Raw genomic sequence first — 21,668 nt, 5'->3', positions numbered from 1 at the left:
AACTCGCCGGCAGCATCCTCAGGAGACCTGCGACTCGCCCGGCGACAGGGTCAGCACGTCCACGCCGGTCTCGGTGACCGCGATCATGTGCTCCCACTGTGCCGACAGCTTGCGGTCCTTGGTCACCACGGTCCAGCCATCCGGCAGCACCTTGTTGTAGCGGGTGCCCTCGTTGATCATCGGCTCGATGGTGAAGGTCATGCCAGGCTGCAGCACCAGGCCCTGGCCCGGGCGGCCGTAATGCACCACCTGCGGCTCATCGTGGTAGACCTTGCCGATGCCGTGGCCGCAGTACTCGCGCACCACGCTGAAACGCTCGCCTTCGGCATAGCTCTGGATGGCATGGCCGATGTCGCCCAGGGTCGCGCCCGGACGCACCGCACGGATGCCGCGCCACATGGCTTCGTAGGTGGTTTCCACCAGGCGGCGGGCCATCACCGACGGGGTGCCGACGAAGTACATGCGGCTGGTGTCGCCGTGCCAGCCATCCTTGATGACGGTGACGTCGATGTTGATGATGTCGCCATCCTTGAGCACCTTCCCTTCGCTGGGGATGCCATGGCAGATGACGTTGTTGACCGAGGTGCACACGGTCTTCGGGAAGCCGCGGTAGCCGACGTTGGCCGGAACGGCGCCCTGCACGTTCACGATGTGGTCGTGGCAGATGCGGTCCAGTTCCTCGGTGGTGACACCGGGCTTGACGTGGGGGGTGACGATGTCGAGCACTTCGCTGGCCATGCGGCCGGCGATTCGCATCATCTCGATTTCCTGCGGGGTTTTCAGATTCACGCTCATGGCCCCCATTATCGCCGATCCGGCCGCAATCTGAACGAACGCCACCCAACTGGCGATCCGGGCCATGCACGGTTCCGGCAAGGAAAGTGAAAGCGTGATCGTCGCCACCCTTTCGCCTCACTGTTTATCACGGAATACAGACACTTACGCCTCCTAAGCTGGGGTCACCGTCGCCGAAGCGGTGCCGAACGTGCCGCCTTCGCCTTGTTCAACGGACCTTCGGGTCAGGGAGGTTGTCCATGCGATCCGCGCTTCGTTCCCCGCTTGCCTGGGCCTTGGCCGGGGTCCTGCTGTCCGGCCCGGCCTTGGCCGCAGACACCACCACCTTCAATGTCACCCTGGTGGTGACCAAGGCCTGCACGATCACGGCTGCTGCCGCCACCAACGTTGACTTCGGCACGGCGGCCTCGACCACCGCGACCCCCACCCTGGGCCAGGGCACGGTGACCGCCCAGTGCTCGGCACTGACCCCTTACACGATTTCACTGAATGCGGGTGCCAATGCCAGCACCGCCAATGACGTCACCACTCGCCGGATGAAGAACACCAACGCCGCGGTGACCGCCAACAACTACGTCGGCTACCAGCTCTACCAGGACGCCGCGCACACCCTGGTCTGGGGTGCCACCTCCGGCACCAACACCCAGGCTGGCATCGGCACCGGCCTGGCCGTGCCCTACATCGTGTACGGCCAGATCCTGAACCTGAGCACCAACAACCCGGCGACCGGCAACTACCTGGATACGGTTACCGCCACGATCACCTATTGATGGAGCACGCCCGCATGGCCGGACCCCGCCCGTGGCGCGCCACCGGCGTGGCGCTGCTCGTCCTGAGCCTGGTATTCGCCGCCCCGGTCGAAGCCACCAGCCTGCAGGTCGCCCCGACCAGCCTGCAGCTGGAAGCGCGCCAGCGTGCCGGCGAGCTTTGGCTGACCAACAGTGGCACCTCGCCGGTGAAGCTGCAGGTTCGGGTGTTCCGCTGGGTGCAGCAGGACGGCCAGGAGCAACTGTTGCCCACCGATGAACTGGTGGTCACCCCGCCGATGCAGGAACTGGCTGCCGGGCAGCAGCAGCTGGTCCGGGTGATGCGTCCGGACAGGACGCCACCGCCGGCACAGCAGTACTACAGGCTGATTGTTGACGAGGTGCCCGACCTGGCCACCCGCGCCGACGGCATGCAGTTCGTGCTGCGCTATTCGATACCGGTGTTCGTGCAGCCCGCCGCCGGCAAGCTTGCGCCGCAGCTGCAGGCCCGCCTGGTGCAGTTGCCCGATGGCCGCAACGGCGTCGAGGTGGCCAACGCAGGCAACAGCTATGCGCAGATCGCCGATCTTGCGCTGGGCAGCCCCACGCGCCCACGCATCGTGCATCCCGGACTGCTGGGTTACGTGCTGCCCGGGCAGGTGATGCGCTGGCCGATCGAGCGCACGGCGATCGACCGCGACAACGACCAGATCACGGCCAAGCTCAATGGCGAGTCGGAACAGACGCCGCTGTCGCCCCCATCGGCTCGCTGAGGCGTTGATGGGCGCGCTGCTTGCTGCCCTGGCTCCTGCGGCGACCCAAGCCGCCGATGTGTCCGGTGCAGCGGCTACCGCCACCGCCGATGTATCAGGCATCTCCGCCGATGCGATGCTGCCACCGCCCACACCGTTGACCGCCAACCAGACGCTGTACCTGGACGTTTCGCTCAACAGCACCCCACGCGGACTGCTGCCTTTCATCGAGAACCGTGGCCGCCTGCAGGCCAGCCCCGACGTACTGCGCCAGCTCGGCTTCAACGCCCACGGCGATGCACCGGTGTACCTGGACCAGATCAGCGGCGCGGTGGTGCGCTATGACGCACGCCTGCAGACCCTGGCGCTGGACGTGCCACTGGACCAGCTGACCCTGCCAACCACCGTGCTCAGCCGCCCGCAGACACACGCGCCCGCAGGTAGTGCCTCACCCGGACTGCTGCTCAACTACGACGTGTATGGCAGCCGGGTGGATACGCTGGGCAACCTCAGCCTGAGCTCCGAACTGCGCCTGTTCGGCGTCGGCAACGGCACCTTCGAAAACACCGCGGTCAGCAGGCGCTACCAGCAGCCTGGCGACCGTCGCTGGCGAGGGGAGAGCGTGCGCCTGGATACGCGCTGGAGCCTGGATTTCCCCGACCAGGCGATGACGCTGGAGGTCGGCGATTTCTACAGCGGCTTCGTCGACTGGACCCGTCCGGTGCGCCTGGGTGGCCTGCAGATCGGTCGCAACTACGGCCTGCAGCCCTATCGCGTGCTGACCCCCACGCCCAGTTTCCTCGGCCAGGCGGTGGTGCCGTCCACGGTCGAGCTGTACGTCGATGGCCTGCGCCAGTACAGCGGCCAGGTCCCGGTCGGCCCGTTCCAGCTGGCCGCACAGCCGGGCATCAGCGGCACCGGCAGCGCACAGGTGGTGGTCACCGACGCATTCGGCCGCATGCAGACACTGGATTTCAGCTTCTATGGCACCCAGCAACTGCTGGCCAAGGGCCTGTCGGACTGGTCGGTCGGTGTTGGCCAACTGCGCGAGGACTTCGGCCAGCGCTCCTTCGCCTACGACGACCGCACCGTGGCCAGTGCCAGCTGGCGCGGCGGCATCAGCGATACCTTCACCGGTGAAGCGCATGCCGAAGGCGGTGGTGGCCTGGCCCAGGCCGGCATCGGCGGCGGGTGGCTGCTGGGTGGCGCGGGCGTGTTCAACGCCGCCTATGCGCACAGTGACTATCACGGCCTGCAGGGCGGGCAATGGGCACTGGGCTACAGCTGGAACAACCGCCGACTCAACGTCAATCTGCGCACCGTGCGCAGCCATGGTGATTACCGCGACCTGGGCGCACTGCAGGGCAACCTGCCGCCGAGCATCAGCGAACAGGCCACGGTCGGCGCCGACCTGCTGCGGCTGGGCACGCTCAGCGCCAGCTACCTGCGCCTGCGCTACCCCGATGGCGAAGACAACCGCTACGCCAGCCTGTTCTGGTCGCGGACCTGGAGCCAGCGCTGGTCAGCCTACCTCTCGGTGAACCAGAACCTGGACCAGAGTGATGACCGCAGCATCTATCTGTCGGTAACCGCCAGCCTGGGCAACAACCGCCAGGCCAGCCTGTCCAGCCAGCGCAATGGCGACAGCCAGACCTGGGTGGCCGACGTTACCCAGCCGGTGCCCGGCGATGGCAGTGCAGGCGGCATCGGTTGGCGCGCGCAGGTGCGCCACGGCGAGGACGGCAGTGGCGGCCTGGCCGAAGTCGGCATCCTCAATGACGTCGGCCGCTACTCCTTCGGCGCCTCGCGCCAGGGCGGGCTCAACTATGCCTACGGCAGCGCCAGTGGCAGCCTGGTCTGGATGGGCGGGCACGCGTTCGCCACCCGCGAGGTCTCCGATGCATTCGCGGTGATCAGCACCAATGGTGTCGGTGGCGTGCCGGTGCGGCTGGAGAACCGCCTGATCGGCGTCACCGATGATCGTGGCCTGTTGCTGGTCAGCCCGCTGCTGTCCTGGCAGCGCAACCGGGTCTCGATCGACACCCTGGACCTGCCCGAGGACATGCGTGCCGACCGCATCGAGGACTGGGTGACGCCGCGCCAGCGCGCTGGGACCCACGTGACATTCCAGTTGCGCTCGCGGCCCTCTCTGAGCCTGACGCTGCAGAGCATGGACGGGCAGCCGCTGGAAGTGGGCAGCGAAGTGCAGTTGCCCGGCGGACGCCAGGCCACGGTGGGCTATGACGGCCTGCTGTATCTGGAAGACGTCGCTGCCGGCAGCGTGCTGTACATCACCACCAGCCGCGGCCAGTGCCGGGTGAAGGTACCCGAGCAGCCCAAGGTAGTGGCGTCCGGCGCCCGGCCGAAGCCGGCACCGCTGCCGTGCATCCCGGAGGTGGCGCAATGAGAGTGCTGCTGCTCGGCATGCTGCTGTTCGCCGGCCTGCTCGTGGCACTACCGGCCCAGGCGACAGCGGTCTGCACGGCAACCGCGAACCCGACTCTGCCGTTCGGCAACATCAACAGCAACGCTCCCGGCCCTACGGCGGCGACGCTGAACATCACGGTGACCTGCACCACCGCCGCACTGAGCCTGCTGGCCACCACCGGCGTCCGCGTCTGCGTGGGTATCGGCGCAGGCAGTGGCGGCGGCAGCACCTCCACCTTCCGCACGATGTCCACTTCCAGCAGCGACACCATGAATTTCCAGCTCTACAACAACGCCAGCTACGGCCAGGTCACCGGCCTGGTGCCACGCGGTACGCCGCCGGCACAGGAACTGACCATGAGCTACAACGTGCCACTACTGACCGGCGGCAGCGGTGCGCAGTCCGTGCAGCTGTTCGCGCAGATCCCCGCCAACCAGATCCTCGCTTCGGGTGCTTACAGCAGCACCTTCAGTGGCGCCAACGTGGTGCTCACCTGGGCCTGGAACGAAGTCCTGCTCGGCAACGCCACCGTGCCGGCCGCCTGCAACGGCGGCGCAACCGGCACCAACAGCACCAGTGCGGCCTTCAGCTTCACTGCCACTGCCAACGTGCTGCCGCAATGCGGCAGCTACGTCACCACCAACATGGACTTCGGCAACGTCACCGGCAGCATTTCCGCCAACATCGACCGGACCGCCACGCTCACGCTGACCTGCCTGAAGAACACCGCCTACCAGATCAGCCTCAACAACGGCCAGAACAACCCCGCCGCCTCCACCACCCGGCGCATGGCCACCACCATTGGCAGCGGCACCTACTACCTCCCCTATGAGCTGTACCGCGACGCCGCGCGCAGCCTGCGCTGGGGCAATACCCTCAATGTCGATACCGTTGGCGGCACCGGAAATGGCAGCGCGCAGCAGCTGACCATCCATGGCCGGGTGCCGCCGGTCACCGGCCAGCCCCCGGCCGGTACCTACAACGATCTGGTGCAGGTGACGATCACTTACTGACCTGTGTGCCGACCAACGGTCGGCATCCACCGGGATGGATTGGAATGGTCGGCATCCACCGGGATGGATTGGAATGGTCGGCACCCACCGGGGTGGGTTTGGAATCGTCGGCACCCACCGGGGTGGGTTCCGGTAGATCCACGCCGTGCGTGGATGTGCGCATCCCTCCTGCGCCAGGACCAGTCGACTGGCAGTCGAGCCTACAGATTCGGCCGATCCGGCCGATACCGCGCAACGGGTCCTACAGTACGGTGGATGGCAGGTGGTTCGCGCACTTCTGATCGGGGCGATGCTGGTCGCCAGTACGCCCGCGTGGGCCGATCCCGGCAGCACCTCCCTGCAGATCCGGCTGACTGTGGTCGAGGGCTGCAGCAGTGATGCCGGCAACACCCGATGCACGGCACCGCACCGGCGCAGCGACGCGCCCGAGCTTCCGCAACAGATCCGCGACCTCGCGCCGCCGGCCGACAGCGACGACGCGGCGCCTGCCGTGACCCTCATCTACTGATGCGCATCCTGCTGAGCCTGCTGGCACTGCTGCTGGCACTGCCCGCTGCGGCGCTGGACCTGGTGCCCACCACCCTGCAGCTGCCCGCCGAAGGGGGGCACGGCGAGCTGTGGCTGTACAACCCCGGGCCCGGCCGCTGGCAGGGCGAGGTTCGGATCCTGGCCTGGGAACAGCAGGTCGATGCGGAAAAGCTGCGGCCCAGCGACCAGATCCTGGCCAGCCCCGCCCGGCTCGACCTCCCGCCCGGCACCCGTCAACGCATCTGGCTGCTGCCTCGGGAGACGTCGCCCGTTGCCGTCGAGCAGGCCTACCGGGTGATCCTGAGCCCCAGCGGACCGGGCCTGCCACGCTACTCGCTGCCCTTGTTCCGGGGGCATGCGGCGCCCCTGGCGCGGCCGGACCTGCATGCCGGAATCGAATCCGGCACGTCGCAGCCTCTTCTGCGACTGCGCAACGCAGGTTCCGTTCACGCCCGCCTGCACGATCTTGCGTTCGTCGCCGGCGATGGACGCCGCACCCTGCTGCTGCCGGGACTGGCCGGCTACCTGCTGGCGGGCCGGGAACGCCGCTGGGCCCTCCCCGTCCATGCCGACAGCTATGCCGGTGGCCATTTCCAGGCCCGGCTGCAGGACGGCCGCGTGGTCGATCTGACCGCGCCGGACCCGGCAATTGCAGCGAGCGCTCCCAGCGGGCTATAATCGACCGGATTCCTGCCGCCTGCGTGCGCGGGAGACCGTCCACACCGGACGTCACCGGTGAATCCACACCTGCTGCCCCCATCCGTGCCGGGGTGCTCCGCAAGGAGTTCGGCCACGGAGGCAACAGGGAAGCCCAACCCCGGAACCATCCGCGCTTCCACGCGTCCCGCATACCTATCCCCGCGGGCGGAATCGCCGGTTCCATATCAGGAGTATTGCAATGCCCCAGGTCACCATGCGTCAGATGCTGGAAGCCGGCGTCCACTTCGGCCACCAGACCCGCTACTGGAACCCGAAGATGGCTCCGTACATCTTCGGCGCCCGCGGCAAGATCCACATCATCAACCTGGAAAAGACCGTCCCGCTGTTCAACGATGCGATGAACTTCATCTCGTCGGTTGCCCAGAAGCGCGGCACCGTCCTGTTCCTGGGCACCAAGCGCAGCGCCCGCGAAACCATCAAGGAAGAAGCCGAGCGTTGCGGCATGCCGTTCATGAACCAGCGTTGGCTGGGCGGCACCCTGACCAACTTCCGTACCGTCAAGCAGTCTGTTGCCCGCCTGAAGGAACTGGAAGCCGGTGAAACCGACGGCACCTTCGAGAAGCTGGTCAAGCACGAAGTGCTGGGCCTGCGTCGCGAGCGCGACAAGCTGGAAGCCTCGCTGGGCGGCATCAAGGACATGAACCGTCTGCCGGACGCCATCTTCGTGATCGACATCGGCCACGAAGACATCGCGATCAAGGAAGCCAAGAAGCTGGGCATCCCGGTCATCGCCGTGGTCGACACCAACTACAACCCGGAACTGGTGGACTACGCCATCCCGGGCAACGACGACGCCATCCGCGCTGTGCAGCTGTACGCCCGCGCCGCTGCCGACGCCGTGCTGGAAGGCAAGGCTGCTGCGCCGCACGCTGCTTCGGTGCGTGAGGAAGAGTTCGCCGAAGCTGCTGCCGAAGGCGAAGAGAAGCCGGCCCGCCGCGCTCCGGCCAAGAAGGCTGCCAAGAAGGGCGACGACGCCCAGGCCTGATCCAGGCCCCGGGGTGGACGCCCGGCGTCCACCCTCCCTGCGCGCAGCCTTTGGCGCGTGACAGGACCGTGTCACACGGGCCGGCCACCATGCCGGCCCAACCCCTTTCTTTCGTGAGGTAATCCCGTGGAAATCACTGCTTCCCTGGTCAAGGAACTGCGCGAGCGCACCGGCGCCGGCATGATGGAATGCAAGAAGGCTCTCACCGAAGCCAACGGCGACATCAACGCTGCTGCTGAAGCCATGCGCAAGTCCGGCGCTGCCAAGGCCGACAAGAAGGCTGACCGCGTGGCCGCCGAAGGCCGTCTGGGCCTGGCCCAGGATGGCGGCAAGGCCGTGCTGGTCGAAGTCAACTCGGAAACCGACTTCGTCGCCAACGATGACAACTTCAAGTCCTTCGTCAATGCCGTCGCCGCTGCCGCCCTGGCATCGGGCGCCAACGACGTCGAAGCCGTGAAGGCTGCCAAGCTGGCCGATGGCCGCACCGTTGAAGAAGCCCGCGCCACCGCCGTGCAGACCCTGGGTGAAAACATCCAGATCCGTCGCATGGTGAAGGTTGATGGCAACAACACCATCGGCGCCTACGTCCACACCAACGGCAAGGTTGGCGTGCTGGTCGACCTGGTCGGCGGCGACGTCGAGCTGGCCCGTGGCCTGGCCATGCACGTGGCAGCCCTGAAGCCGCCGCACAACAAGGCTGCGGACGTCCCGGCCGAGTTCGTCGAGAAGGAAAAGGAAATCGAGCTGGCCAAGATGTCCGAAAAGGACAAGGCCAAGCCGGCCGAGATCCTGGAAAAGATCATCAGCGGCAAGATCAACAAGATCGTCAGCGACGTGACCCTGTACGGCCAGACCTACGTGCTGGGCGACACCACCGTCGAGCAGGTGGTCAAGGCCGCTGGCGCCGACGTGGCTGGCTTCAAGCTGCTGATCGTCGGCGAAGGCATCGAGAAGGTGGTGGAAGACTACGCCGCTGAAGTTGCCAAGGCGATGCAGGTCTGATTCCAGCCTTCCGGCTGTGAAGCGACCAGAAGGAGCCGCGGGAAACCGCGGCTCTTTTTTTATGTATGGGCCAAGGGATGAACTCATGCCCCATCGGCCGGTGCGCACCGTTGGTGCGCACAACCGGCACCTTTGCGTTGCGCGCGAATCAAGCCGATACTCGGCGCAGGGAATCCACAGTCACATAGCAGGAACGAAAATCGCGGACTGTGATGCATTCCTAGGTATTCTTGTCCCAATGGAATTGAACGACCCGACATGCCTCCCGAGCTGACAGCTGCCCTGGCGCTCTGCCGCAACCTGCCCTCGCCACCCGGTATTGCCCTGCGCATCATCGAGTTGGCCCAGGACCCGGAAGCGGACATCGCCACCGCCGCCGACATCATCGCCATCGACATGGCGCTGAGCGCTCGCATGCTGCGCATCGCCAATTCGCCACTGTACGCCAGCCGCCGCCGCATCGAGAACCTCGGCCAGGCGCTGACCATGCTCGGCCTGAATGCCACGATCAGCCTCGCCCTCGGCTTCACCGTGACCCAGGGCTTGACCGGTGGCGGCGGTGCCGACCACGACCTGCGCCAGCGCGCGTGGAAGCGCAGCATTCTCAGCGCCCTGGCCGCCAGCCAGCTGGGCCAGGCGCGCGGCCTGCGCCGGCTGGAGGAACTGATGCTGGCCGGGCTGCTGCAGGACCTGGGTGTGCTGTGCCTGGCCCAGGCCGAATCGGAGCGCTACCTGCCACTGCTGCGCGAAGCCCGTGACAATACCGATCTGGTCGCACGCGAGCGCGAGGAACTGGGCTGCAGCCACGCCGATGTCGGCGCCTGGGTGGCCGAGCAATGGGGCCTGCCGCGCTACCTGGTGGAAAGCATCAGCCACAGCGAGGACGACGACGCTGCCGATTCGCCGTTCCAGGCCTGCGTGCAGCTGTCCGGCGCTGTCGCTGACATCTGGCTGGACGAAGACGCCGATGCCGCCCGCGAACGCGCTCTGCACCAGGTGCATGACCGGCTGGAGCTCGACAGCGCCCGTTTCGATCAGGTACTGACCCGCATCAGCGATGCCCTTCCAGATATCGCCAGCCTGTTCGAGGCCGGCCTGAACTCGCCCTCGCGGGTCCGGGAGCTGATCGACCACGCGCAGGAGCTGGCCACCCTGCGCAACCTGCGCGAGCTGCAGGATGCCGATCAGGCACGCCGCCGCGCCGACGAATTCGAGGCGCGGGCCAAGCGCCTGGCCGACCAGGCCCACCGCGACGCCCTGACCGGCGTGCTCAACCGCCGCCAGCTGGAGGCGGTGCTGGAACAGGAGTTCCTGCGCGCCGGGCGCCAGGGCTGGCCGCTGTCGGTGGCCTTCATCGACCTGGACGACTTCAAGAAAATCAATGATGCCCACGGCCACCTGACCGGCGACGAGGTGCTGCGCGCCTTTGCCGGCAAGCTGCAGGGCCAGCTGCGCAACAGCGACACCGTGGCCCGCTTCGGTGGCGAGGAATTCGTCGCGCTGCTGCCCAACACCAGTGAATCGGTGGCGCTGGACGTGATCCGGCGTGTGCTGGCCAACATCGTCGCCACGCCGATGGCCGAGCTGGAAGGAGGCCCGCTGTTCGTCACCTTCTCCGCCGGCGTGGCCACCCAGGGCGGCTACGAACGCTTTGCCGACGTGCAGGACCTGCTGCGCGCAGCCGACGATGTGCTGTACCGCTCGAAGAACCTGGGCCGCAACCGGGTGATCGCCCGCTCCCCCGGCGCCCTCGGCCACGACGAGCTTTCAGCCACCGCCGGCGCCGAGCTGGGCTGAACGGGACGCCCCGCGTGAGCGGGGCGGACGGCAGGATTTCGCGCCGCAGTGCACAAAACACTTTGGCCCAACGCCGCATGCGCGTAGAATCGCCCGCGATTTCCACGCACCCGAGGTCCCCATGTCCAAGCTCGCCTATCGTCGCATCCTTCTGAAACTGTCCGGGGAGGCGCTGATGGGAGATGAGGACTACGGCATCGACCCGAAGGTCATCAATCGCCTGGCCCGTGAGGTCATCGAAGCCCAGCAGGCCGGTGCCGAAGTGGCGCTGGTGATCGGCGGCGGCAACATCTTCCGCGGCGCCGGCCTGGCCGCTGGCGGCATGGACCGGGTCACCGGCGACCAGATGGGCATGCTGGCCACGGTCATCAACGCCCTGGCCATGCAGGACGCCCTGGAAAAGCTGGGCGCCAAGGCCCGCGTGATGAGCGCGATCAAGATCAACGACGTGTGCGAGGACTACATCCGCCGCCGCGCCATCCGCCACCTGGAAAAGGGCCGCCTGGTGATTTTCGCCGCCGGCGTCGGCAGCCCGTTCTTCACCACCGACTCCGGCGCCGCGCTGCGTGCGATCGAGATCGGTGCCGACCTGCTGCTGAAGGCCACCAAGGTCGATGGCGTGTACGACAAGGACCCGAACAAGCACAGCGACGCGGTCCGTTTCGACAGCCTGAGCTACGACGAAGTGATCCGCCGCGGCCTGGAAGTGATGGATACCGCGGCCTTCGCACTGGCCCGCGACAGCGACCTGCCGATGCGCGTGTTCGACATGGGCCAGCCGGGCGAGCTGCTGAAGATCCTCAGCGGCGCGAACATCGGCACCCTGGTCCAGGGCCGCGACCCGGCCTGAGCCTGAGCGCCAGGCGAGCTCCGGGCCGATTCTGGCCCGGCAGCGTCCCGTATTCGCCTATAATCGCCCGATTCCAGTTACACCCAGGACCGGGCGATGCTCAACGACATCAAGAACAACGCGCAGACGCGCATGGCCAAGAGCATCGACGCTCTGAAGCACACCCTCACCTCGATCCGCACCGGCCGCGCCACCCCGGCCCTGCTGGACCGCGTCACGGTCAGCGCCTATGGCAACGCCAGCACCCCGCTGAACCAGGTCGCATCGATCTCCAACGCCGACGCCCACTCGCTGCTGGTCACGCCGTTCGACAAGAGCATGATCAAGGAGATCGAAAAGGGTCTCTACAACGCCGAGTTCACCCCGAACACCCTGGGCACCGCGATCCGCATCAACATGCCGCCGCCGACCGAAGAGCGCCGCAAGGAGCTGGCCAAGCAGGTGCAGAAGGAAGGCGAAGGCGCCAAGATCGCGATCCGCAACATCCGTCAGGACGCAAACAAGGAAATCGCCAAGCTGGTCAAGGACAAGGCGATCAGCGAAGACGAGAAGAAGCGCGGTGAGGACGACATCCAGAAGTTGACCGACACCAACATCAAGGACGTCGACAAGGTCGTTGCCGACAAGGAAAAAGAACTCCTGTCGGTCTGAAGTCGATGCCTTCAGTCCCGCCTCCGTTGCCGGCCGCCCTGCCCCGCCACATTGCCATCATCATGGATGGCAATGGGCGCTGGGCACAGCAGCGCCGTCGTCCGCGCGTGATCGGCCACCGGGCCGGCGCGCGTGCGGTCAACCGCACCATCGAGCGCTGCCTTGAGCTGGGCATTCCGGCGCTGACCCTGTTCGCGTTTTCCAGCGAGAACTGGGGCCGGCCGCAGGAAGAAGTCGATGCGTTGATGAAGCTGTTCCTCGGCGCGCTCGACCGCGAAGTGGACGAGCTGCATCGGCGTGGCGTGCGCGTGCGCTTCATCGGCGAGCGCGAACGCTTCGGTGCCGGGCTGGTCAGCCGCATGCAGCTGGCCGAGCAGCGCACCGCAGACAACACCACCCTGACCCTGTCGATCGCCGCCAGCTACGGTGGCCGCCAGGACATCGCCCGTGCCGCGCGCGCGCTGGCCGCTGAAGTCGCCGCCGGCCGCCTGCTGCCCGAACAGATCGACGAATCGCTGCTGGGCAGCCAGGTCGCCCTGGCCGACCTGCCGCCACCGGACCTGTTCATCCGCACCGGTGGCGACACCCGCATCAGCAACTTCCTGCTGTGGCAGCTGGCGTACACCGAGCTGTGGTTCACCGAGGCGCTGTGGCCAGACTTCGATCCCGCCCTGCTGCAGCAGGCGCTGGACGCCTACGGCAGCCGTGAGCGTCGTTTCGGCCTGACCAGCGCCCAGATCGCCGCACTGGCCACCGAGACTTCCAGCCCATGACCAAGACCCGAGTCCTTGCCGCGCTGATCATGGCGCCGGTCGCCATTGCCGCGATCCTGCTGCTGCCGACCCAATGGCTGGCAGCGGCGGCCGCTGCGGTGCTGCTGATCGGCCTGTGGGAGTGGCTGAAGCTGGCCGGCATCGAAGACACCCTGGCGCGCACCGTGCTGCTGGTACTGAACCTGCTGCTGATGGTGCTGCTGGTGTGGGCCGATGGCAGCACGCTGGTGCTGTTCCAGATCACCACATTGGCCGGTGTTGCCTGGTGGCTGGCGGCGCTGGTCTGGCTGCGCTTCTTCAATTTCGGCGCGCAGCCGTCGGCACCCTCGCGCATCGTGAAGATGCTGGCCGGTACGCTGGCCATCGTTCCGGCCTGGGCCGCGCTGGTGCTGATCCATGCCGGCGGCGATCCGCCGGGCAAGCAGGGCCACCTGTGGCTGCTGGCTGCGCTGGCACTGGTCTGGGCGGCCGATTCGGGCGCCTATTTCGCCGGCCGTCACTTCGGCAAGCACAAACTGGCCCCGCGCATCAGCCCCAACAAGACCTGGGAAGGCCTGTTCGGCGGCCTGCTGGCCGGTGTCGCCGTGGCCGTCGGCCTGGGCTGGCTGGCCGGCATCGATACCGCACACCTGCCGGGCCTGCTGATCACTTCGGTGGTGGCGGTGTTCGCCTCGGTGCTGGGTGATCTGTTCGAAAGCCTGATCAAGCGCCACGCGGGCGCCAAGGACTCGGGCCACCTGATTCCGGGCCATGGTGGCGTACTCGACCGTGTCGACGGCGTCCTGGCTGCAGTGCCGGTGTTCGCACTCGGCAAGGAAATCTTCGGGTTCTGACCATGAATGCTGTCGCAGACCTGCGCCGGGTCGCCGTATTCGGCGCCACCGGCTCGATCGGTGCCTCCACGCTGGACGTGATCGCCCGCCACCCGCAGCGCTACCAGGCCACCGTGCTGGCCGCCGGTCGTCAGGTGCAGGCGTTGCTGGCACTGTGCCGCCAGCACCGGCCCGCGCACGCGGTGATCGCCGACGAATCGCTGTTCGCTGAGCTGCGCGATGGCCTGCGCGATGCCGGACTGGCCACCGAGGCGCATGCCGGCCATGCCGCGCTGGACCAGCTGGCCGCCAGCGATGCCTGCGACACCGTGGTCGCCGCCATCGTCGGTGCGGCCGGGCTGTCTTCCACCCTGGCCGCCGCCGCCGCGGGCAAGCGCATCCTGCTGGCCAACAAGGAATCGCTGGTGCTGGCCGGTGAGCTGCTGACCCGCACCGCAGAACGCGCCGGCGCCGAGATCATCCCGATCGACAGCGAACACAGCGCGATCTTCCAGTGCCTGCGCTCGCGCGATGCCAGCGTCGATGGCGCCGGCGTGCGCCGCATCCTGCTGACCGCCTCCGGCGGCCCGTTCCGTGGCCGCAGCCGCGCCGAGCTGGCCCAGGTCACCCCGGCCCAGGCCGTTGCCCACCCGAAGTGGTCGATGGGGCCGAAGATCTCGGTCGATTCGGCGACGTTGATGAACAAGGGCCTGGAAGTGATCGAGGCCCACCACCTGTTCGGCATCCCCGGTGAGCGCATCGAAGTGCTGGTGCACCCGCAGAGCCTGGTCCACTCGCTGGTCGAGTTCGTGGACGGCTCGACTCTGGCGCAGATGGGCCTGCCGGACATGCGCACCACACTGGCCGTTGGCCTGGGCTGGCCACAACGCATTGAATCGGGCGTATCCGGGCTGGATCTGCTGGCCCAGGGCCGGCTCGATTTCGAGGCCCCGGACACCGACGCCTTCCCCTGCCTGGCCCTGGCCTGGCAGGCGATGCAGGCCGGCGGCACCGCCCCGGCGGTGCTGAACGCTGCCAATGAAGAGGCGGTTTCAGCGTTTCTTCAGGGCCGGATCGGTTTCCTGACCATCCCGGAGCTGGTTGCTAACGCTCTTTCAACACTGCCGACCCAGCCAGCCGATACACTGGAGGTCCTGTTGTCCGCCGACCAGCGGGCACGCCAGCTGACCCTGAACGCCATCGACGCCGCCTGAACGACCGCCTCGCCCAGCATGACGACGCCGCCCCTGCCCGCCACTGTGAGCCTGCATGACTGACTTCATCGGATCGGTCTGGTGGATGATTGTCAGCCTCGGGCTGCTGGTCACGTTCCACGAGTTCGGGCATTACTGGGTCGGGCGCCTGTGCGGGGTAAAGATCCTGCGCTTCTCGGTCGGCTTCGGCCGGCCGCTGTGGTCGCGCCGGGACAGGCACGGCACCGAGTTCGCCATCGCCGCCATCCCGCTGGGCGGTTATGTGAAGTTCCTGGACGAGCGCGAGGTCGAAGTGCACCCGCACGAGCGCGGTCAGGCCTTCAACCACAAGACCGTCTGGCAGCGCATCGCCATCGTCGCCGCCGGACCGATCGCCAACCTGCTGCTGTGCATCCTGCTGCTGTGGGCGATGTTCGTGATCGGCAAGCAGGATTATTCGCCGACCATCGGCCGTGTCAGCGGCATCGCCGCCAGCGCCGGCCTGACCAGCGGCGACCGCGTGCTGCGCGTGGACGAGCGCCCGGTGGTCACCCTCGGCGAGGCCAGCATGGCGCTGACCGCCGCCGCGATGGACCGCCGCGACGTGAAGCTGGAAGTGCTGGACCCGGCCGACCAGGTGCGCGTGCGCAGCCTGCCGCTGTCGCAGCTGCCCCCCGGCTTCGATGAACGGCGCGTGCCGATCCTGGCTGGCCTGTACTGGCAGTCGTGGCTGCAACCGGCGCTGGTCGAGTCGCTCACCGCGGACTCCGTGGTGGCCGGGCAGCTGCAGCCGGGCGATCTGATCGTAGCGATCGACGGCCAGCGCATCGACGGCGCCGACCAGGTCATCGGCGAGATCCAGACGCTGGGCCGCGCCGGCGGCCCGGGCATGATCGAGGTCCTGCGGGGCGGCGAGCGCCTGGCGCTGGAAGTCACCCCGCGCCAGGGCAAGGATTCAAAGGGCGAGCCGATCTGGCAGATCGGCGTGCAGTTCCCGACCTCGTTCAGCCCTCCCTACGACACCCTGCTGCGCTATGGCCCGCTCGACGCGGTCACCGTGGCCGTGCGCGAAACCGGCCGCCTGGCGGCCGATTCGCTGGGCATGATGGGCCGCATCGTCACCGGCAAAGCCTCGCTGCAGAACGTTTCCGGGCCCGTCACCATCGCCCGGGTAGCCAACATCTCGGCCAAACGCGGCCTGGACTGGTTCCTGCAGTTCCTTGCCCTGCTGTCACTCAGCCTGTGCATCATCAACCTGTTGCCGATCCCGATCTTGGACGGCGGCCACCTGCTGTATTACCTTATCGAGTTGGTCAAGGGCAGCCCGCTGAGCGAGCGTGCCATCGCCGCCGGCCAGTACATCGGCCTGGCGTTGCTGGCCGGGCTGATGGGGTTGGCGTTCTACAACGACATCCTCGGCCTGGTCCCGCGATGAACTTTTCCACGTTGTTGCCGTCTACAGCGTCGGCATCCCGCACCAATGAAATCGACCTTCCTACCGGACGTGACATGACGCGACTCCCCAATCGCCGCCTGCTGGCCCTCGCCCTCGCCGCCGTCACCGGCGCTCCCGCCCTGGCCCAGGCAGCCGAGCCCTTCACTGTCAGCGACATCCGCGTGGATGGCCTGCAGCGCATCAGCTCGGGCACGGTATTCACCTACCTGCCGGTGGAGCGTGGCGAGACGGTCACCGACAACAAGGTCGGCGAGACCATCCGCGCCCTGTACAAGACCGGCTTCTTCGAAGACGTGCAGCTGGACCGCCAGGGCAGCATCCTGGTGGTGACCGTCAAGGAACGCCCGGCGATCAACAAGCTGACCGTGACCGGCAACAAGGACATCAAGTCCGAGCAGCTGCTCAAGGGGCTGTCCGACATCGGCCTGACCGAGGGCGGCACCTTCGATCGCCTGAGCCTGGACCGCGTGACCCAGGAACTGCGCCGCCAGTACAACGACCGCGGCAAGTACAACGTCGAGATCACCCCGACGGTGAGCCCGCTGGACCGCAACCGCGTGGACATCGCGATCGCCATCAAGGAAGGCAAGGCGGCCAAGATCCGTCACGTCAACCTGGTCGGCACCGAGAAGTTCGAGAGCAAGGACATCCTGGAGACCTGGGAGTCCAAGGAGCACAACTGGGCATCGTGGTACCGCCGTGACGACCAGTACTCCAAGGAAAAGCTGTCCGGCGACCTGGAAAAGCTCAATTCCTGGTACCTCGACCGCGGCTATGTCGACTTCAGCATTGATTCGACCCAGGTGTCGATCAGCCCCGACAAGCGCGACATGTTCCTCACCGCCGGCGTGACCGAAGGTGCGCAGTACAAGATCTCCGAGATCAAGGTCAGCGGCGACACGATCCTTCCGCAGGAGGACGTCGAGCGCATGGTGATCCAGAAGTCCGGCGACACGTTCTCGCGTGCGCTGCTGGAATTCAGCTCGGACACCATCACCAACTCGCTGTCCAACATCGGCTACGCGTTCGCCAAGGTGAATCCGATCCCGACCACCAACCGCCCCGAGCAGACCGTGGCGATCAACATGCAGGTCGTGCCCGGCCCGCGCGTATCGGTGCGTCGCATCCTGTTCCGTGGCAACACGCGTACGTCCGACGAAGTGATGCGTCGCGAAATGCGCCAGTTCGAGAACAGCTGGTACTCGCAGGCCGCGATCGACCGCTCCAAGATCCGCCTGCAGCGCCTGGGCTACTTCGAGTCGGTGGACGTTGAAACCCCGGCCGTGAGCGGCAGCAACGACCAGGTCGACGTCGTCTACAACGTCAAGGAAACCACGTCCGGCAGCTTCGTGTTCGGCCTGGGCTACTCGCAGTCCTACGGCATGACCACCTCGGTGCAGCTGTCGCAGAACAACTTCCTCGGCGGCGGCAACCGCGTGTCGGTCGAAGCCTCGCGCAGCAGCTACCTGCAGCGCTACGGCTTCAGCTACACCAACCCGTACTTCACCGATGACGGCGTGTCGCTGGGCTACAACCTGTCCTGGCGCGAGCTGGACTACTCCGACTTCAACACCGCGCAGTACAACAGCACCAATGGTTCGGCGCAGGTGGTGTTCGGCGTGCCGATCACCGAGACCGATACCGTCTCGCTGATGTTCGGCATCGACAGCAACCAGATCACCACCTACCAGGGCTCGACCCCGCAGTCGATCATCGACTACATCAACGCCGTCGGTAAGCGCACGTTCCATGCCTGGCGCACCGAGCTGGGCTGGGCGCGTGACTCGCGCAACGACTACTTCATGCCGACCCGCGGTACCTACCAGCGCATCGGCCTGGAAACCACGCTGCCGGGTTCGACCATCGAGTACTACAAGCTGAACTACCAGATCAGCAAGTACTGGCCGATCATGCCGTCGCTGGTGATCAACACCCGTGCCGAAGTGGGCTACGGCGATGCCTATGGCAACGACTACACCCGCACGCTGACCAACCCGGACGGCACCACCCGTACGGTGACCGCCAGCGGCCTGCCGTTCTTCGAGAACTTCTACGCCGGCGGTACCAACTCGGTGCGTGGCTTCGAAGACAACACCCTCGGCCCGCGCGAAGTCACCAACGGCTATCCGGAAGGCCAGCCGCTGGGTGGTTCGCTGAAGACCGTTGGTTCGGTCGAAGCCTACTTCCCGCGCCTGTTCGACAGCCCGTCGGCACGTGTGTCAGCCTTCGTCGACTTCGGCAACGTTTACAACGGCGTGGACAACTTCAAGGCCAACGAACTGCGCGTGTCCACCGGTGTGGCCCTGCTGTGGCGCGCCCCGGTCGGCCCGATCTCGATCAGCTACGCCTTCCCGCTGAAGAAGAAAGACGATGACAAGATCGAACGGCTGCAATTCACGTTCGGTGGCCAGTTCTGAGGAACGTTGTTCCCCAGAACTGATCCACCTCCGGTGAATTGCCCGCGCATTTCACCTATCCCCCGCGCCGCTGGCGCGCCCCCTTAACAAAGGGGGGCTCTCCACCAGACGGGATGCGAAGCGCCGGGCTCTGCCCGGCGTTTTCGTTTGGCCTGGATGCCGGAAGCGCCCGCTCTGCTTTTGATCTTTTCTGTTTTTCCGTGGCTGGCACTCGCGCCACGCCCTCGGAGGTCGGACGGGGTGGGGCTGCGGGGGTGTGAGCCGCATGGATGCGGCGACCAAGGCTACATGGACGTACTTGCGCCGCCCCCCGCAGCCCCGCCCCGTCCGACCCAGCCCATGACACTGGCTCTGCCGGCCGCGAGGGGCCCTGCCGTTGGCTGCATGACCGCCCCGCATGACCGCAATGCCGTCACACGTTAAACTCCCGCCGTGAATACTCCCACCTACACCGCCCAGCAACTCGCCGAGCAGTTCGGCCTGCAGGTCCACGGCGACCCCGCCACCGCCATCCATGGCGTGGCCACCCTCGCCCATGCCGGTCCTGGCCAGCTGACCTTCCTCGCCAACCCGCGCTACCGCGCCCAGCTGGCCGACAGCCAGGCCTCGCTGGTGGTCCTGCGTGCCGACGACGCCGAGGCCGCCCCCGGCGCCGCGCTCGTGGCCAAGGACCCGTACACCACCTTCGCCAAGATCGCCGCGCTGTTCGACATCGCGCCGACGCGCCCGCCGGGCATCCACCCCAGCGCCGTCATCGATCCCAGCGCGCAGGTCGCCGCCAGCGCGCATATCGGCCCGTTCGTCTCCGTCGGCGCACGCAGCGTGGTCGGCGAAAACTGCATCATCGGCACCGGCAGCGTGATCGGCGAAGACTGCAGCCTGGACAACGGCTGCGAGCTGATCGCGCGGGTCACCCTGGTCACCCGGGTCAAGCTCGGCAAGCGGGTTCGTGTGCACCCCGGTGCCGTGCTCGGCGCCGATGGCTTCGGCCTGGCCATGGACGCCGGCAAATGGATCAAGGTGCCGCAGCTCGGCGGCGTGCGCATCGGCGATGACTGCGAGATCGGCGCCAACACCTGCGTCGACCGTGGTGCGCTGGAAGACACCGTGCTGGACGAAGACGTGCGCCTGGACAACCTGGTGCAGATCGCGCACAACGTGCAGATCGGTGCGCACTCGGCCATCGCCGGCTGCACCGGCATCGCCGGCAGCGCCAAGATCGGCCGCTACTGCCTGCTCGGCGGCCACGTTGGCGTGGTCGGCCACCTCGAGATCTGCGACAAGGTCGTGATCACCGGCAAGTCGGTGGTCCGCAATTCCATCCATGAGCCGGGCGAGTACTCGTCCGGCACCCCGTTGACCGACAACCGCACGTGGCGCAAGAACGCCGCGCGCTTCAAGCAGCTGGACGCATTGGCTCGCCGCGTCCTGGCTGCTGGCAAGGAGAAAGAATGAACGACACGCTGCAGCTTCCGATCGACGTCTGCCAGATCCAGGAACTGCTCCCGCACCGCTACCCGTTCCTGCTGGTGGACCGGGTGCTTGAGCTCGACATCGACGCCAAGCGCATCCTTGCGCAGAAGAACGTCAGCATCAACGAGCCGTTCTTCCAGGGCCACTTCCCGGGCCGCCCGATCATGCCCGGCGTACTGATCATCGAAGCGCTGGCGCAGGCCGGTGGCGTGATGACCCAGCTCACGCTCGGCCGTGACTCGCAGTCCAAGCTGTTCTACATGGTCAAGGTGGAAAACGCTCGCTTCAACAAGCAGGTCGTTCCCGGCGACGTGCTGATGCTGGATGTGCAGATGAAGCGCCTGATCCGCAACATGGGCTGGTACTACGGCGAAGCCAAGGTCAACGGTGAAGTCGTTGCCTCGGCCGAAGTCATGTGCGCCGGCGCCAAGGGCTGATCCACTGGAGGCAGGAATGACTGACAACGCACCGCGGATCCACCCGACCGCCGTCATCGACCCGGCCGCGCGCCTGGCCGATGACGTCCAGGTGGGCGCGTTCACCCTGATCGGGGCCGATGTGGAAATCGGTGCCGGCACGGTGATCGGCCCCCACTGCAGCATCCACGGCCCGACGAAGATCGGCCGCGACAACCGCTTCATCGGCCACGCAGCCGTCGGTGGCGAACCGCAGGACAAGAAGTATGCAGGGGAGCGCACCGAGCTGGTGATCGGCGACCGCAATGTGTTCCGCGAGTTCGTCACGCTGAACCGTGGCACCGGCGGCGGCGGCGGCATCACCACCATCGGCGACGACAACTGGATGCTGGCCTACACGCACGTGGCGCATGACTGCCATGTCGGCAACTTCTGCGTGTTCTCCAACAACACCACCCTGGCCGGCCACGTGACCGTGGGTGACTACGTGATCATCAGCGGCTTCGCCGGGGCCCACCAGTTCTGCCGGATCGGCGCGCATGCCTTCCTCGGCATGGGCGCGCTGACCAATGGCGATGTTCCGCCGTTCACCATGGTCGGCACCGATTCGTTGGGCCGCCCGCGCGGCATCAACAGCGAAGGCCTGAAGCGCCGCGGCTTCGACGCCGAGCGCATTTCCGCCATCAAGCGTGCCTACCGCACGCTGTACGTGGCGGGCCTGCCACTGGCCGAAGCCAAGGTGCAGCTGACCGAACAGGCGCGCGACAGCGGTGACGTGAAGGCCATGCTGGACTTCATCGAGCACGCCGAGAGGCCCTTGCTGCGATGAGCAGCACGACCGGCCAGGCGCCGGCCGGCGCC

Annotated in this window: 20 protein-coding genes; 19 read left to right on the top strand and 1 reads right to left on the bottom strand. The window is 66.8% G+C overall.

Going from position 1 to position 21,668, the window contains the following annotated elements; genetic code table 11:
• Nucleotides 1-18: 18 nt before the first annotated feature.
• Entirely contained in the window at nt 19-861 is an 843-nt protein-coding gene (map, locus tag ACZK4Z_RS06870) for a type I methionyl aminopeptidase (RefSeq protein ID WP_080291753.1), read from the bottom strand.
• Between the two features lie 173 nt (nt 862-1,034).
• Between map and ACZK4Z_RS06865 the strand changes: the two genes are divergently transcribed.
• The 19 genes from ACZK4Z_RS06865 to lpxA all read left to right on the top strand — a co-directional run bounded on the left by ACZK4Z_RS06865 (nt 1,035) and on the right by lpxA (nt 21,636).
• Nucleotides 1,035-1,565, top strand: a complete 531-nt coding sequence (locus ACZK4Z_RS06865) for a Csu type fimbrial protein (RefSeq protein ID WP_032127934.1) — start codon at nt 1,035-1,037, stop codon at nt 1,563-1,565.
• Nucleotides 1,565-2,314: a fimbrial biogenesis chaperone gene (locus ACZK4Z_RS06860; RefSeq protein ID WP_049399527.1), complete on the top strand. Its 750-nt coding sequence runs from the start codon at nt 1,565-1,567 to the stop codon at nt 2,312-2,314. Before ACZK4Z_RS06865 ends, ACZK4Z_RS06860 begins: the two co-directional genes overlap by 1 nt.
• A 7-nt stretch (nt 2,315-2,321) precedes the next feature.
• Nucleotides 2,322-4,700, top strand: a complete 2,379-nt coding sequence (locus ACZK4Z_RS06855) for a fimbria/pilus outer membrane usher protein (protein ID WP_293791277.1) — start codon at nt 2,322-2,324, stop codon at nt 4,698-4,700.
• Nucleotides 4,697-5,734 carry a Csu type fimbrial protein gene (locus tag ACZK4Z_RS06850; protein WP_293791274.1) on the top strand — a complete coding sequence of 346 codons (1,038 nt, stop codon included), beginning with the start codon at nt 4,697-4,699 and terminating at the stop codon, nt 5,732-5,734. The genes ACZK4Z_RS06855 and ACZK4Z_RS06850 overlap by 4 nt, the downstream gene beginning before the upstream one ends.
• 289 nt (nt 5,735-6,023) lie before the next feature.
• Nucleotides 6,024-6,242 (top strand): hypothetical protein, encoded by a 219-nt coding sequence (locus tag ACZK4Z_RS06845; RefSeq protein ID WP_049399532.1) that lies wholly within the window; start codon nt 6,024-6,026, stop codon nt 6,240-6,242.
• Entirely contained in the window at nt 6,242-6,940 is a 699-nt protein-coding gene (locus ACZK4Z_RS06840) for a fimbrial biogenesis chaperone (protein ID WP_125893837.1), read from the top strand. Before ACZK4Z_RS06845 ends, ACZK4Z_RS06840 begins: the two co-directional genes overlap by 1 nt.
• Nucleotides 6,941-7,160: 220 nt before the next feature.
• Nucleotides 7,161-7,967, top strand: coding sequence for a 30S ribosomal protein S2 (gene rpsB / locus ACZK4Z_RS06835; RefSeq protein ID WP_005408748.1), 807 nt, complete (start codon nt 7,161-7,163; stop codon nt 7,965-7,967).
• 126 nt (nt 7,968-8,093) lie between these two features.
• The gene (gene tsf, locus ACZK4Z_RS06830; RefSeq protein ID WP_032127939.1) at nt 8,094-8,969 is read left to right on the top strand and encodes a translation elongation factor Ts; all 876 of its coding nucleotides are present in this window, start codon (nt 8,094-8,096) and stop codon (nt 8,967-8,969) included.
• A gap of 258 nt (nt 8,970-9,227) precedes the next feature.
• Nucleotides 9,228-10,766, top strand: coding sequence for a GGDEF domain-containing protein (locus ACZK4Z_RS06825; protein ID WP_049399536.1), 1,539 nt, complete (start codon nt 9,228-9,230; stop codon nt 10,764-10,766).
• A gap of 121 nt (nt 10,767-10,887) precedes the next feature.
• Nucleotides 10,888-11,616, top strand: a complete 729-nt coding sequence (gene pyrH / locus ACZK4Z_RS06820; RefSeq protein WP_019659122.1) for a UMP kinase — start codon at nt 10,888-10,890, stop codon at nt 11,614-11,616.
• A gap of 96 nt (nt 11,617-11,712) precedes the next feature.
• Nucleotides 11,713-12,267 (top strand): ribosome recycling factor, encoded by a 555-nt coding sequence (gene frr, locus ACZK4Z_RS06815; protein ID WP_032127942.1) that lies wholly within the window; start codon nt 11,713-11,715, stop codon nt 12,265-12,267.
• A 5-nt stretch (nt 12,268-12,272) separates the two neighbouring features.
• Nucleotides 12,273-13,040: a polyprenyl diphosphate synthase gene (uppS, locus tag ACZK4Z_RS06810; RefSeq protein ID WP_032127943.1), complete on the top strand. Its 768-nt coding sequence runs from the start codon at nt 12,273-12,275 to the stop codon at nt 13,038-13,040.
• Complete coding sequence (locus ACZK4Z_RS06805) at nt 13,037-13,873, top strand: phosphatidate cytidylyltransferase (protein ID WP_010486331.1); 837 nt, start codon at nt 13,037-13,039, stop codon at nt 13,871-13,873. The genes uppS and ACZK4Z_RS06805 overlap by 4 nt, the downstream gene beginning before the upstream one ends.
• Before the next feature lie 2 nt (nt 13,874-13,875).
• On the top strand, nt 13,876-15,066 hold the full coding sequence (locus ACZK4Z_RS06800; protein WP_049399539.1) for a 1-deoxy-D-xylulose-5-phosphate reductoisomerase: 1,191 nt from the start codon (nt 13,876-13,878) through the stop codon (nt 15,064-15,066).
• A 55-nt stretch (nt 15,067-15,121) separates the two neighbouring features.
• Nucleotides 15,122-16,480 carry an RIP metalloprotease RseP gene (gene rseP / locus ACZK4Z_RS06795; RefSeq protein ID WP_032127946.1) on the top strand — a complete coding sequence of 453 codons (1,359 nt, stop codon included), beginning with the start codon at nt 15,122-15,124 and terminating at the stop codon, nt 16,478-16,480.
• 74 nt (nt 16,481-16,554) lie between these two features.
• Nucleotides 16,555-18,918 (top strand): outer membrane protein assembly factor BamA, encoded by a 2,364-nt coding sequence (bamA, locus tag ACZK4Z_RS06790; RefSeq protein WP_010486337.1) that lies wholly within the window; start codon nt 16,555-16,557, stop codon nt 18,916-18,918.
• Nucleotides 18,919-19,350: 432 nt separating this feature from the next.
• Nucleotides 19,351-20,373: a UDP-3-O-(3-hydroxymyristoyl)glucosamine N-acyltransferase gene (gene lpxD / locus ACZK4Z_RS06785; RefSeq protein ID WP_010486339.1), complete on the top strand. Its 1,023-nt coding sequence runs from the start codon at nt 19,351-19,353 to the stop codon at nt 20,371-20,373.
• The gene (gene fabZ / locus ACZK4Z_RS06780; RefSeq protein WP_032128326.1) at nt 20,370-20,828 is read left to right on the top strand and encodes a 3-hydroxyacyl-ACP dehydratase FabZ; all 459 of its coding nucleotides are present in this window, start codon (nt 20,370-20,372) and stop codon (nt 20,826-20,828) included. The genes lpxD and fabZ overlap by 4 nt, the downstream gene beginning before the upstream one ends.
• 16 nt (nt 20,829-20,844) lie before the next feature.
• Complete coding sequence (lpxA, locus tag ACZK4Z_RS06775) at nt 20,845-21,636, top strand: acyl-ACP--UDP-N-acetylglucosamine O-acyltransferase (RefSeq protein WP_478451247.1); 792 nt, start codon at nt 20,845-20,847, stop codon at nt 21,634-21,636.
• The last annotated feature ends 32 nt before the right edge of the window (nt 21,637-21,668 follow it).

Source organism: Stenotrophomonas sp. 71799_Sma, from assembly GCF_056482505.1.
Note: the sequence above shows the minus strand (reverse complement) of the source record. Positions and strands in the feature narration are given on the sequence as shown.